Genomic DNA, 12,710 nt, shown 5'->3' on the forward strand with positions numbered 1-12,710 from the left:
AAGTCTGCACGCATGACCGAGGAAACCTTCACCTTTCAGACGGAAGTCAACCGGCTTCTCGATATCGTCGCCCATTCGCTCTACACCCATAAGGAGATCTTCCTTCGCGAATTGATCTCCAACGCCTCCGACGCCTGCGACCGGTTGCGCTACGCCGCGATCACCGAGCCGGAACTCGCCGCCGGCGACGCCGAGTTCAAGATCCGCCTCATCGCGGAGAAGGACGCGCGCACCCTTACCGTCGCCGACAACGGCATCGGCATGAACCGCCAGGAACTGCTCGACAACCTCGGCACCATCGCTCGCTCGGGGACCCAGGCGTTCGCATCGGGACTGACGGGGGACGCGAGGAAGGATGTGGCGCTGATCGGGCAGTTCGGCGTCGGCTTCTATTCGGCGTTCATGGTCGCCGACAGGATCGAGGTGATCACGCGGCGCGCCGGCGAGGACAAGGCGTGGCGTTGGGCGTCCGACGGCAAGGGATCGTTCACCATCGACGAGGCGGAGCGCGACGGCCGCGGCACCAACGTGATCCTGCATCTCAAGCCTGACGAGTCCGAGTTCCTGGAGGAGTTCCGCCTTCGCCACGTCGTCAAGACGTACTCGGACCACATCGGCTTCCCGATCCTCCTTGGTCCCGGAACGCCCGGCGAGGCGGCCGAGCCCATAAACGCTGCGTCGTCTCTCTGGACACGCCCGAAACAGGACATCACGCCGGAGCAGTACAAGGAATTCTACCACCACGTCGGCCACACCTTCGACGAGCCGTGGCTGACCTTGCATAACAAGGTCGAAGGCGCCGTCATCAGCTACACGAGCCTGCTGTTCGTGCCGTCGGCGGCGCCATTCGATCTGTTCAACCCGGAGCGCAAGGGTCACGTCAAGCTCTACGTCAAGCGGGTGTTCATAACCGACGACTGCGAAGGATTGCTGCCGCCGTACCTGCGGTTCCTGCGGGGAGTGGTCGATTCCGAGGACCTGCCCCTCAACATCAGCCGCGAGACCTTCCAGCACGACCCGCGCCTCGCCAAGATGCGCTCCGGCCTCGTTAAGCGGGTGCTCGACGAACTGGGCAAGAAGGCCGAGGCGGAGCCGGAGTCTTACGAGACCTTCTGGAACGCGTTCGGCGCGGTGCTGAAGGAAGGCATCTACGAGGACTTCGAGAACCGCGATCGCATCCTGCCGCTCACCCGCTTCCGGTCCACTGCCGGGGACGGTCTCGTGTCCCTCGATACCTACGTCGGCCGCATGAAGGATGGGCAGGACGTCATCTATTACATGACCGGCGACGAGGTCGAGACGGTGCGGCGCAGCCCGCAGCTCGAAGGCTTCAAGGCGAGAGGCGTCGAGGTTCTGTTGTTGACCGACCCGATCGACGAGTTCTGGATCCCCGGCATCGGCAAGTACAAGGACAAGCCCTTCAAGTCCGCCGCCAGCGCCGGTGCGGAGCTTGGCAAGATCGCTGCGGCCGAGAGCGAAGCCGCGCCAGGTGATGGGCCTGAGGGTGTAGCGGAGGGGATGGATGGCCTCGTCGCCGCGCTCAAGTCCGCGCTGGACGGGCGAGTCAAGGACGTGCGCGTTTCGGAGCGACTCACCGAGAGCGCCGTTTGTCTGGTCGCTGCCGAGGGCGACATGGATATGCACCTGGAAAAGCTGTTGCGCCAGCACCGGCACTTGGACGCCGGGCTGGTCTCGGGGCGCATCCTGGAAATCAACCCACGCCATTCCCTCATCAGGCACTTATCGGCGTTGGCCGGAAAGGGCGACGGCGCGCAGTCGGATCTTGCCGACGCCGCGCACCTGCTCTTGGATCAGGCGCGCATCGTCGAGGGCGAACCGGTCGGCGACGTGGTCCAGTTCTCCCGCCGTCTGGCGTCGGTGATGGAGAAGGGGCTGATGGCCGGCGCGTGAACTTCCGCTCCTCGGGATCACTGCCGGCGCGACGTTTCCGCGTCCAAAGCACGTCGGTCGAGCACGCCGCTCGCCTAACCGGCGCTCCCGGTCAAGCGGGTGGTGCGCTAATGCTCAGTGCGTGTTTTGAGGACCGCGCGCGCTTCGCGCACCAGTAGCTGCAAGGCGCCGGCGCTCACGTTGTCACAGCGCATGATCGCCTGTGTAACGGGATCGGAAAGGAGATCCTCGAGCCGAGGCTCGCCGCCGTTCGCGAACGGCTCACTCGTACGAAGCTGACGCGCGGAGGTTCCTCCACGTGCGGAATATGGCGTTCGACCTACGCCAGAACCTGTGACCATCCCAAGCATGATTTCCTCCCTGGCCCGGACTGTCTCGACCGTGGCCATGTGCTTCGGAAAGGTGCTTTCTTAAGTCGTTCGGCATGTTCCCATGCCCTTCTGCACGCCTTATATTTGATCCACCGCCAGTCCATACTTCAAACGACACCCGCTTGGCAGCGCTGCTTCTGGCGATCATTGCGGCATTTCGGCGGGTTCGACTGAACACCTCTCAAGTTGGACGCCCCATTCAGGTACGATACATTATCCGACGATGAAATTCAAGCTCTGGACGCTGTCGCCAACACGTAATCTGAGCTGCGCGGGAAACACGTTATCTATCCGGTTCAAGTCCGCATGGAACTTGCGGTTGAGGCAGATCAAGGGGTGTGATACGAGGATCCATGCTTGAACGTCTGAAGGCTCTGTTCGCCGATCCCGGCACTGCCGAAGTCCGGCCGCAAGACATCTCGTGGGACGAGTTGCACTGCGCCGCAGCCGCCTTGATGGTAGAGGCGGCCGGTCTTGACGGCGATTTTCAGGAAAGCGAGCGCGAAGCCATCCTTTCGGCGTTGCAGGATCATTTTGGCCTCGATGCGGCTGACGCAGACGAGTTGATCCGAATGGCGCAAGCTTCGGCGGGCGACTCGGTGCAGCTTTACGGCTTCAGCAGAATTATCAAGGACAGGCTGGAACGCGACGAACGTGTCAAGATCATAGAGATGTTGTGGGAGGTTGCTTACGCCGACGGCGACCTTCATGACTTCGAGGCGAATTTGGTGCGCCGCGTCGCGGGCCTGATCTACGTGTCGGATCAGGAAAGCGGGGCGGCACGCAAGCGGGTTCTCAGACGGAGCGGCATCGACGCAGGGCCTCCAGCCTGATGCCGGGTGCGCTCATGGCGGTCAACAGCGGAGAAGACCATGACTTACGTCGTTCTTGAAAACTGCATTCGCTGCAAGTTCATGGATTGCGTCGAGGTCTGCCCGGTGGATTGCTTTTACGAGGGCGAGAACATGCTCGTCATCCATCCCGACGAATGCATCGATTGCGGCGTGTGCGAACCGGAGTGTCCGGCCGAAGCGATCGTTCCGGATACGGAACCGGGAGTCGAGCACTGGCTCGAGATCAACGCGAAGTTCTCGCTGGCGTGGCCCAACATCACCCGCAAAGGGGATGCGCCAGCCGATGCGGATGAGTGGAACGGCAAGGAAGGCAAGGAAGCCATGTTGAGCCCGAGTCCGGGCGCCGGCACCTGAGCTTCGCAACCTCCGGGCCGCGCATGTGGTCCGCGGAGAGTGCATGTGCAAAGGGGTGTCCTTTGCGCTGCAAACATGTTACATTTTATCTCGAAAAACAAACGTACTTGCCTTGGTAGCTATTGCCTTGGTCGTTCGGGCCAGTCGTCGCAGGTCGTTGCCGGCAGGGGTGACAGCCGCAAAACTAGCGCGTGTCAATGTCGAAAAGCTCTCCGTGAATGATGCGGAGAGAACAAAATGATTGTGCAAAACGGCGCTGCATTTTGAATGTGGTGGTGGAGAGAGAGAAGGAAACGATGCTCAACGAGTTGGTGTTTAGTCCTGGGGACTTCGTGGTTTACCCGACGCATGGGGTGGGGCAAGTCATGTGTACGGAGATGCGAGAGATTGCGGGCATCAGCCTAGAATTGTTCGTTATTTCGTTCGAACGCGATCGCATGACGTTGCGGGTTCCCGTCGACAAGGCGGAGAGTGCCGGCCTTAGAAAGCTGAGCACGCGGAAGGTTATGGACAACGCCCTCAGCACCCTGAAGGGGCGGGCGCGAGTCAAGCGGACCATGTGGAGTAGGCGCGCCCAGGAATACGAAGCCAAGATCAACTCTGGCAATCCGGTGTCGATCGCCGAGGTCGTGCGCGACCTTCATCCCAATGTCGGTCAGCCGGATCAATCGTTCAGCGAACGCCAAATCTACGAGGCGGCGTTCGACCGCCTCGTCTCCGAATTGGCGGCCCTGGAGAGCATCGACAAGGAGCAGGCAACCGAAAAGCTTTCCGAACTTCTGACCGCGGCCTAGTCCCGCGGCTGCGAAGATTGGGAGGTCATCGCGTCCACAGCGGGAAATGCGACTGGAGTATCCGGCGTGAGCGGGCAGACAATCTTCGAGATTCTGCCCGCCGGCCGTCGCAACTGGGCGGTGGGCTCGATCCACGGCGAAGTCGAGCGTCTTCGGACGTTGCACCAGGCCGTGGCCGAACGCATCAAGCCGGAAGACAACCTCCTCTACCTCGGCAATTTCCTCGGATGCGGTGGCGCGGTGGCGGCGACGGTGCAGGAATTGCTGCTGCTGCGACGCGCTTTGCTGGCCAAGCAGACGTTCGACGGCGCGGGGTCCATCGTATACTTGCGCGGCCGCCAGGAGGAAATGTGGCACAAGCTGCTGCAGGTGCAGTTCGCCCCCAATCCTCGAGAAGTGCTGGAATGGATGCTGGGGCACGGGGTCGGCCCGACCCTCGAAGCCTACGGCGGCAACATCGAGGAAGGCCGCCGCGCCGCGGCGATGGGCGCCGTGGCTTTGTCGTCCTGGACCAACCGGCTGCGCGCCACCATGCGGCAATGGGACGGCCATGACCGGCTGATAAACGCGCTGCGGCGGGCGGCGTTCACCGCGGATCAGGCGCTGTTGTTCGTCAGCGCCGGGGTCGATGCGTCCCGGCCGCTGTCGGAACAGACGGACACCTTCTGGTGGGGCGGGCGCGACTTCGACGACATCGACCAGCCGTACAGCGATTTTCAGATGGTGGTGCGCGGCTTCGACTATCGCCACAAGGGAGCGTGGTTCAAGAGCCACGTGTCTTCCATCGACGGGGGCTGCGGCTTCGGCGGCCGCCTCCATGCCGTGTGCTTCGACGCTGAAGGGCGGGCACTCGAGTCGCTCGAAGCGTGAGCGCGACATGCCGGTCATCAAGATTGTTTCAGGCGGGCAAACCGGCGTCGACCGCGCCGCGCTGGACGTAGCACTCCAGCTAGGCATCCCGTGCGGCGGCTGGGTTCCGCGGGGACGGCGCGCCGAGGACGGACGCATCCCGTCGACCTACCCGCTGCAGGAGGCTGCGAGCTGGAAGTACGACGTGCGCACCCGGCTCAACATCCGCGACGCCGACGCCACCCTGATCCTCACGCGGGGTACGCCCACCGGCGGCGGCACCGCTCTCACCATCGCCATCGCCCAGAAGCTCCTGCGCCCCTGCCGGGTGGTCGACCTCGACGTCGAACCCCACCCCGAGGCTGTTGGGCGCTGGCTTGACGACACCGGCGTCAAAGTCCTCAACGTCGCCGGCCCCCGCGAGAGCGGCTGCCCCGGCATCTACGCAGCGGCGACGGCGTTCCTGCGCGGTCTGCTCGACGAGGCCGCGAGGTAGCGCCCGACCCGAGACATCCTCACGAACCGGCCCCCCACCTTTCGGGTCGGATCTTGATGCTGAGCGTTCGCCCGGTGCGGCGGAGCAGGGGCTGACGTCGGCTTCGTCAACGCCGACCGTGCTCGTCCGCCAGCTTGCGTCTGCGGATGATCGGACCCACTGGACCTACACCGACTTGACAGCGTTTTCACGCTGCCAGAAGCGCAGCTTGCGGCAGGCGGTGACGAATACGCCGGCGTCGTCCGCGGTGCCTAGATCAACGAAACCGCCGTCTTTCGCGTCGAGGACCCCGGCTTTCTTCAACAGCGGATCGGCGTGGGCGCCGCACCCGATGAACTTGCGGTGCGCGAAGGCATCGGCGACGAAATCGCGGACCGGCGGCATGTCAGCCAGCACCGCTGCCTGTGCCGCAGAGGGCAGCAGGACAACGGCGTCGAACAGCACCGACGGGCCGCCGTCGACCTTTTCGTCGCCCTCGATCCAGGTGCCGTCGCTGGCTTCGACGCCGCCGACGGTCGGCGCCACGATCTTGAGCATCGCCCCTTCGCTCTTCAGCGCCTTCCGCAGCGCCTTCAGGATCGAGGCGTCGACGCCATCGGACACCAAGGCCCCGACCTTCCGCCCGGTGAACGACTTGGGGCCGTTCAGGATGATGCTGAGCGCCGGGGACGCCGGCAGATCGGTGCGGGTGGCGACGGCCGCCGGCGCCGGCTCCGGCACATCCTTCAGGCCGAGCCCCTTGGTGACCTTGCCGGCCAAGCCTTCATCGATGTTGCGAAGGTGGGCTACCATGCGCTTGCGGATCGGCAAGGCCTCGCACTTGGACAGCTCGAAGGTCAGCGCTTCGGCGATATGCCCCTGCTCCACCTCGGTCTGGCTGATGTAGAACTGACGCGCCTGGCTGTAGTGGTCGGCAAAGCTCTCCGCGCGAATGCGGAGCTTGGGGCCGCTTTCCTGAGCCGGATAACTGCGGAAGCCCTTGGTCTGCGACTGCCTCGGCCCCTCCTCCCATGAGTTGGGTTGGTAGTTGGCGCGGCCCTTGGGCACGTCCATCTGCATGTGGCCGTCACGCTGGAAGTTGTGGTAGGGGCAGCCGCGCGGCTGGTTGACCGGGATCTGGTGGAAGTTCGGGCTGCCGAGGCGCTTCAACTGGGTGTCGAGGTAGGAGAAGTTGCGCCCCTGCAGCAGCGGGTCGTTGCTGAAGTCGATGCCTGGCACGATGTTCTGCGTGCAGAACGCCACTTGCTCGGTCTCGGCGAAGAAGTTGTCGACGGGACGGTCGAGGACCATGCGGCCGACGATGCGCACCGGAACCATCTCTTCTGGGATGATCTTGGTGGCGTCGAGTACGTCGAAGGCAAAACGGTTTGCGAACTCCTCATTGAACAACTGAACGCCCAGTTCCCACTCCGGGTAGTCGCCGGCATTGATTGCGTCCCAGAGATCGCGGCGGTGGAAATCGGGGTCGGCGCCGTTGATCTTCACCGCCTCGTTCCACACCACCGACTGAAGACCCTGCTTCGGTTTCCAGTGGAACTTGACGAAAGTCGACTCGCCGGCGTCGTTGACGAAGCGGAAGGTGTGAACTCCGAAGCCCTCCATGAACCGGAACGAGCGCGGAATCGCGCGGTCGGACATGATCCACATGACCATGTGCAGGCTTTCCGGCGTCAGCGAGATGAAGTCCCAGAAGTTGTCGTGGGCTGTCTGCGCCTGCGGGAAGGCGCGATCGGGCGCCTCCTTGGCGGCGTGGATCAGGTCCGGGAACTTGATGGCGTCTTGAATGAAGAACACCGGGATATTGTTGCCGACAAGATCCCAGTTGCCTTCTTTCGTGTAGAACTTGACCGCGAAACCGCGTACGTCCCGAGCCAGATCGAACGAGCCCTTGTTGCCGGCGACTGTCGAGAAGCGGACGAAGACCTCGGTCTTCTCGCCCTTCTGGAAGACCTTGGCCTTGGTCAACGCGGACAGATCTTCCGTAGCCTCGAAGGTGCCGTGGGCTCCGTAGCCGCGTGCATGCACCACCCGCTCGGGAATGCGTTCGTGATCGAAGTGGAACACCTTCTCGCGAAAATGAAAGTCTTCAAGAAGCGTCGGCCCTAGCTCGCCAACCTTCAAGGAGTTCTGGTCGTCGGAGACCGGAATGCCCTGATTAGTCGTCAACACCTCGCCGCTCGCTGAAGCGTCCTGATGAAGTTCTCCGCCATGACCGCGTTGAACCTCCTGATCGACCATCTTTACGGTCGCCCGACCTTCGCCGGCCGTCGCCTGTGCGTTCCTATCCCGGGATCCCATTTTGGTGCTCGCTCCTGTGTTGAAGTCGTCAGGATATCCTGAAGCAGGTGTAATGCTAGAATCGTTCAAAAGTTCCTGTCTCAGGCCAACGAAATCTCGCCGGCGGTCCGCGCCGGCGCAGAGGAGCGCATCGGATGCGGTTTCGCGAGCAGCGGCACCTTCAGATGCTGCGCCGATCCGCCGCCGGCAGCCTATCCTTGCCAAGCATGTACAGGCCGCATCGAGCCTCTTGCGCAAAAACGCCAATTTGTCTATCTGAGCAGCGAGGGTGGCGGATCTTGGCGGCGCGCTAGCGAGCCGTTCTCTCGGTCATCCTGGTTGCTCGCGCAAATCGCGTGGCCTCGGTGAGCGGTGCTGCGTTTTTCATTCAGCACCTGTTTCAAGTTTCGGCGTTACAAGGAGTTGTTATGGCTACGGGAACAGTGAAGTGGTTCAATGCCACGAAGGGCTATGGGTTCATCGCACCCGACAACGGGACGAAGGACGCATTCGTACACATCTCCGCGGTGGAGCGCGCGGGTCTGACGACCTTGAACGAAGGTCAAAAGGTGGAATACGAGCTGGTGCCGGGGCGCAACGGTAAGTCGGCTGCTGAAAATCTCGTCGTCATTGATTGACGATCGGGCGCCGGGATCCATCCCCGGCGCCCTCATTTCCCGGACGTTGCCGCCAGTCCTGGTGGTGGAGCGGTGTCCGGATCTCCCCTAGAAGCCTGTTGCTGCAGGTCGCGGTTGCCTGCGCTCTTGCGTCGACGGTGTGGTGTCGGAACCGGACGGCGCCGGCGGCGTTGTCGAGACGGCGCCGCGCGCGCCTGCGCAACAGGGCACGAAGGGGATGTGGGTGCGTCGTATTCTGCTTTGGATTGCGGGCATTCTGGTCCTCCTGGTGGCGGGGGTGGTGGTCGCCGTCCTAACCATCGATTGGACGGATAAGGCCGAATCCGCCGCCAGCGCCGCAATAGGCCGGGAGGTGCGGATCGGGTCTCTCGATATCGATCCGGGATGGACGACAACCGCGCACCTCGCCGACGTCGAGGTGGCCAACACCGACTGGGGCAGCAGCGACGCTCTGTTTGCCCTGGAGGAAGGCAGCGTTTCGATCCGCGTCTGGCCGTTGATCAAGGGGCAGATGGAGATTCCGGAAATCGTGCTGACCCGGCCGGTGATCGCCTTGGAGACGAACGCCGAAGGGCAGACCAACTGGAATGTCGGCGACGGGGCGGAGACGGCCGGCGAGGCGGTGGAGCCCGACGAACGCAGCGAAGTGCCACTGATCGGGCGGCTGATCATCGAGGATGGCAAGCTCAGCTACCGCGACCCGACCCGTGACCTCGACCTGCAAGGCAAGATCGAGACGGCCAAGGCCGACGCCGCCGGTGAAGACGCTCTCAACCTCAGCCTCGACGGCACCCTCGAGAACCGCCCGCTGGAGCTGACATTCGTCGGCGGATCTGTTCTGCAACTGCGAGAAACGGAAAAGCCGTACCCGGTCGACGTCGATCTCCGCTTCGGGCAAACCCGTGTCCGGGCCGACGGGACCATTACTGATCCCGTTCAACTCGCCGGTCTCGACATCAGCTTCGCGGTGGAAGGCCCGACCCTTGCGGACGTCTTCCCAATCTTTCAGATTCCGCTTCCGGATACGCCGCCCTACAGCCTCGCGGGCGACCTGGCGCGGGAAGGCGAGACTTGGCGCTTCCAGAGCTTCGAAGGCAAGGTCGGCGACAGTGATCTGGCCGGCTCGCTGTCGCTCGACCAGGGGCAGACGCCACCGCTCCTGAACGGTGACCTCGTCTCGAAGAAGCTCGATTTCGCGGATCTTGCCGGGCTGGTCGGCGCAGACCCGAGCGATGCGCCGAAGCCGGAGGAGGAGCAGTTTCCGAACGCGCCCATCGCCGCGGACCGCCTCGACGCCATGAACATGGACGTCAGCTTCAAGGGCACCGAGGTCATCGCGCCGAACCTGCCGCTCGACCGGGTGGAGTTCCGTGTCCAGGTCGACAACGGCCGAGCGGAGGCGCGGCCGCTGAGCTTCGCGTTGGCGGACGGCACGGTTTCCGGCGAGATCGCCCTCAATGCGCGGCAGGAGGTGCCCTCGGCGGATGCCGCGCTGCGGTTCGAGAACCTCGACATCAAGCCGTTCTTCAAGGACACCCGGTTCGTGCAGGAGATGGGCGGTCGGTTCTCGGGATCGATCTATGTCCTCGGCGTCGGCCAGACGCCGAAGGAAATGATGGAGACGGCCCGCGGCGAGGGCGCCGTCGCCATGCGCGACGGGTCGATCAGCGGCTTGATCATCGAAGCCGCCGGCCTCGACGTGGCGGAGGCCTTGGCCCTGGTGGTCGGCGAGGATGCACGCGTCCCGATCCGCTGCGGGCGCATCAAGCTCGACGTGCAGGAGGGCACCGTCAACATCAACGAAGCGGTGGTCGACACCACCGATTCGCTGCTCGTCGCGCAAGGCAATATCCGGCCGGCCGCCCAAACCTTCAACATGCAGATCGAGGCCCGCGCCAAGGACTTCAGCCTGATCGACGTCGCCGCCCCGGTGAGCCTGTCGGGATCGTTCTCGGATCCCTCCATCGCCATCGGCGGCATCGACCCGTTGCCGTTCTTCGAGACGGGTGATCAACAGGATATCGACTGCGACAAGCTGGTCAGCGGCGCGCTGGAGGGGCAGTTCAAGACGGGCCAGGAAAATTGACGTCGGCCGGCGACGTTCTGAAGCTGGTGGTCGTGCTAGGGGCGGCCGCACTTGTCGCGATCACTGCCGCCGTCTTCTCGGCGCGCCTGTGGTGGGCGTTCGATCTCTTCACGCATTTCCGCTTGCAGTATGTCGTGGCTGCGGTGGCGTTCGGCGTTGCAGCCGTGGCGCTCGGAGCCTACCGGTCCGCGGCGCTGTTGGCGATCGTGGCCCTGGTTCACGGTTGGGCGATCAAGGACCTGTGGATCGGCGGGCCGGAAGAGACCGTCGTCGCGGGCGAGCCGCTCAGGATCATCAGCGCCAACGTATTGGGCTCCAATCCGACGCCGGACCAGGTGCTGGCCTTCGTGCGTGGAGCGGACGCCGATGTGGTCGTGCTGGTGGAGGTCGGGTCCGAGCGCTGGGACGGCGTCCTTGCAGACCTCGCCGTCCTCTATCCCTACGGCGCGCCGGGCCAAGGGCGGGAGCGGGATCCGGTGCGCATGTTCAGCCGCTACCCGGTGACGAACCATCGACTGGTCAAACCGGAAGGCGGGCGGAGGCCGTACCTGGAAGCGGAGATCGACGTGGGATCCACGCCGGTGGTGGTGAGCGGGGTGCATCCGCCGTCGCCGTCACCGTCCGACGCCACCGACAGCCGACGCCGCAACCGCCAGCTTGATCACATTGCTGACGTCGTCGAAGACCGCGATCGACCGCTGATCGTCGCGGGCGATTTCAACACGTCGCCATGGTCCCCCCATTTCCGCGACTTCATCGCTGCCGCCGGCTTGCGCAATGCCGCCGAAGGTCACGGCTGGATCGCGACCTGGCCTGCGGGCTTCTGGCCCGCCCGGGTGCCGATCGACCACGTCCTCGTCCGCGGCCCGCTGGTGTCGCACGACTTCCGCCGCGGCCCCTTCATCGGCTCCGACCACTACCCCATCATCGCCGACCTGCGGCTTGTCTCGCGACGGCAACCTTGAACGGCGACCAGAGCGTGCCGGCTAGCCTCAGCCGTGCGGCGTCTCGACGATGGCAGTTTCCACGACGTTGGCGGGTTCGTGGAGCCAACGGCCGACAAGGCCGCCTATCGCGCCGCCGATCAGCGGCGCCGCCCAGAACAGCCAGAGCTGGGCGATGTACTCGCCGCCCGCGAATAGGGCCGGCCCGGTGCTGCGCGCCGGATTCACCGAGGTGTTGGTGACCGGGATCGAGATCAGGTGGATGAGCACCAGGGCGAAGCCGATCGGGATGCCGGCAAAGCCCACCGCGGCGCCCTTCGACGTGGTGCCGACGATAATGAACACGAAGAAAAAGGTGAGCAGGAGTTCGGTGATCAAGGCCGCGCCGAGTCCGTACTTGCCGGGGCTGAGATCGCCGTAGCCGTTCGCAGCAAAGCCGCCCGGCACCCAGTCCGCCTTGCCGGAGGCGATCAGCCACAACACCGCCGCCGCGGCGATTGCGCCAATCACCTGGGCTGCGATGTAGGGCAGGACGTGCCGGTTGGCGCAGCTTCCCGCCGACCACAGGCCGACCGTCACCGCAGGATTGAAGTGCCCACCCGAGACGTGGCCAACCGCGTAGGCCATGGTCAACACCGTCAGCCCGAACGCGAGAGACACGCCGACGAAGCCGATGCCGAGTTCGGGGTACGCTGCCGCCAGCACGGCGGATCCGCAACCCCCGAACGTGAGCCAGAATGTGCCGAAAAACTCGGCGGAGACCCGCCGCAACAAATCGTCGCTCATGTCCCGTTCCCCTGATGATGGACGGCTTGCCGCCGTCCGTTCAGAACAAACTGATGCCAAGGCTCGGCGATAGTTGCCGTAAAGCCTATCTCCCGGAGTATTAACCGACCTCGTTATTGTTGAAAAGCTCGTTTGCAAAAATTGGTCTAAGCACGGATAGTTGACTGGCTGGGGTGCCTGGATTCGAACCAGGAATACTTGATCCAGAGTCAAGCGTGATACCGTTTCACCACACCCCAATGCCGCCCGCCAGCGCCGTTTTGGCGACCTGATCGCGGCCTGCGGAAAAAGCGATGCGTTCTAGCACAAGGCTCGTGCCTTTGCACCTGCGTTGAGGCGCGTAGCGCTTT

General features: G+C 63.8%; 11 protein-coding genes and 1 tRNA gene. 9 read left to right on the forward strand and 3 right to left on the reverse strand.

Annotation, left to right across the window (positions count from 1 at the left end):
* The first annotated feature begins 12 nt into the window (after nt 1–12).
* The 6 genes from htpG to IPM60_08705 all read left to right on the forward strand — a co-directional run bounded on the left by htpG (nt 13) and on the right by IPM60_08705 (nt 5,629).
* Complete coding sequence (gene htpG, locus IPM60_08680) at nt 13–1,911, forward strand: molecular chaperone HtpG (protein ID MBK8907968.1); 1,899 nt, start codon at nt 13–15, stop codon at nt 1,909–1,911.
* Nucleotides 1,912–2,635: 724 nt separating this feature from the next.
* Nucleotides 2,636–3,115, forward strand: a complete 480-nt coding sequence (locus IPM60_08685) for a TerB family tellurite resistance protein (GenBank protein MBK8907969.1) — start codon at nt 2,636–2,638, stop codon at nt 3,113–3,115.
* Nucleotides 3,116–3,154: 39 nt separating this feature from the next.
* A complete protein-coding gene (locus IPM60_08690) occupies nt 3,155–3,490 on the forward strand; it encodes a ferredoxin family protein (protein ID MBK8907970.1) in 336 nt (111 codons plus the stop codon).
* Between the two features lie 296 nt (nt 3,491–3,786).
* Nucleotides 3,787–4,284: a CarD family transcriptional regulator gene (locus IPM60_08695; protein ID MBK8907971.1), complete on the forward strand. Its 498-nt coding sequence runs from the start codon at nt 3,787–3,789 to the stop codon at nt 4,282–4,284.
* Nucleotides 4,285–4,350: 66 nt separating this feature from the next.
* Nucleotides 4,351–5,154 carry a hypothetical protein gene (locus IPM60_08700; protein MBK8907972.1) on the forward strand — a complete coding sequence of 268 codons (804 nt, stop codon included), beginning with the start codon at nt 4,351–4,353 and terminating at the stop codon, nt 5,152–5,154.
* A 7-nt stretch (nt 5,155–5,161) separates the two neighbouring features.
* The gene (locus tag IPM60_08705) at nt 5,162–5,629 is read left to right on the forward strand and encodes a putative molybdenum carrier protein (protein ID MBK8907973.1); all 468 of its coding nucleotides are present in this window, start codon (nt 5,162–5,164) and stop codon (nt 5,627–5,629) included.
* Nucleotides 5,630–5,794: 165 nt separating this feature from the next.
* Here the strand turns inward: IPM60_08705 and IPM60_08710 are convergent, their stop codons facing one another.
* Nucleotides 5,795–7,867: a catalase gene (locus IPM60_08710; protein MBK8907974.1), complete on the reverse strand. Its 2,073-nt coding sequence runs from the start codon at nt 7,865–7,867 to the stop codon at nt 5,795–5,797.
* 467 nt (nt 7,868–8,334) lie between these two features.
* On the opposite strand from IPM60_08710, the gene IPM60_08715 reads away from it, so the two are divergent.
* From IPM60_08715 to IPM60_08725, 3 genes are all read left to right on the forward strand, one after another.
* Nucleotides 8,335–8,544, forward strand: a complete 210-nt coding sequence (locus IPM60_08715; protein ID MBK8907975.1) for a cold-shock protein — start codon at nt 8,335–8,337, stop codon at nt 8,542–8,544.
* Nucleotides 8,545–8,686: 142 nt separating this feature from the next.
* Nucleotides 8,687–10,630 carry an AsmA family protein gene (locus tag IPM60_08720; GenBank protein ID MBK8907976.1) on the forward strand — a complete coding sequence of 648 codons (1,944 nt, stop codon included), beginning with the start codon at nt 8,687–8,689 and terminating at the stop codon, nt 10,628–10,630.
* Nucleotides 10,627–11,595 (forward strand): endonuclease/exonuclease/phosphatase family protein, encoded by a 969-nt coding sequence (locus IPM60_08725; protein ID MBK8907977.1) that lies wholly within the window; start codon nt 10,627–10,629, stop codon nt 11,593–11,595. The genes IPM60_08720 and IPM60_08725 overlap by 4 nt, the downstream gene beginning before the upstream one ends.
* Before the next feature lie 27 nt (nt 11,596–11,622).
* On the opposite strand, the gene aqpZ is transcribed toward IPM60_08725, so the two are convergent.
* Together aqpZ and IPM60_08735 are read right to left on the reverse strand one after the other, a co-directional pair.
* Nucleotides 11,623–12,360 carry an aquaporin Z gene (gene aqpZ, locus IPM60_08730; GenBank protein ID MBK8907978.1) on the reverse strand — a complete coding sequence of 246 codons (738 nt, stop codon included), beginning with the start codon at nt 12,358–12,360 and terminating at the stop codon, nt 11,623–11,625.
* Nucleotides 12,361–12,525: 165 nt separating this feature from the next.
* Nucleotides 12,526–12,599, reverse strand: a tRNA-Gln gene (locus IPM60_08735).
* Between the last annotated feature and the right edge of the window lie 111 nt (nt 12,600–12,710).

The sequence above is a fragment of the Rhodospirillales bacterium genome (assembly GCA_016710335.1).
Classification (GTDB): domain Bacteria; phylum Pseudomonadota; class Alphaproteobacteria; order Rhodospirillales; family Defluviicoccaceae; genus JADJXQ01.

Coding starts and splice junctions, on each gene's coding strand:
- htpG (MBK8907968.1), top strand. CDS start 13: ATGACCGAGGAAACCTTCACCTTTCAGACGGAAGTCAACCGGCTTCTC.
- IPM60_08685 (MBK8907969.1), top strand. CDS start 2,636: ATGCTTGAACGTCTGAAGGCTCTGTTCGCCGATCCCGGCACTGCCGAA.
- IPM60_08690 (MBK8907970.1), top strand. CDS start 3,155: ATGACTTACGTCGTTCTTGAAAACTGCATTCGCTGCAAGTTCATGGAT.
- IPM60_08695 (MBK8907971.1), top strand. CDS start 3,787: ATGCTCAACGAGTTGGTGTTTAGTCCTGGGGACTTCGTGGTTTACCCG.
- IPM60_08705 (MBK8907973.1), top strand. CDS start 5,162: ATGCCGGTCATCAAGATTGTTTCAGGCGGGCAAACCGGCGTCGACCGC.
- IPM60_08710 (MBK8907974.1), bottom strand. CDS start 7,867: ATGGTCGATCAGGAGGTTCAACGCGGTCATGGCGGAGAACTTCATCAG.
- IPM60_08715 (MBK8907975.1), top strand. CDS start 8,335: ATGGCTACGGGAACAGTGAAGTGGTTCAATGCCACGAAGGGCTATGGG.
- aqpZ (MBK8907978.1), bottom strand. CDS start 12,360: ATGAGCGACGATTTGTTGCGGCGGGTCTCCGCCGAGTTTTTCGGCACA.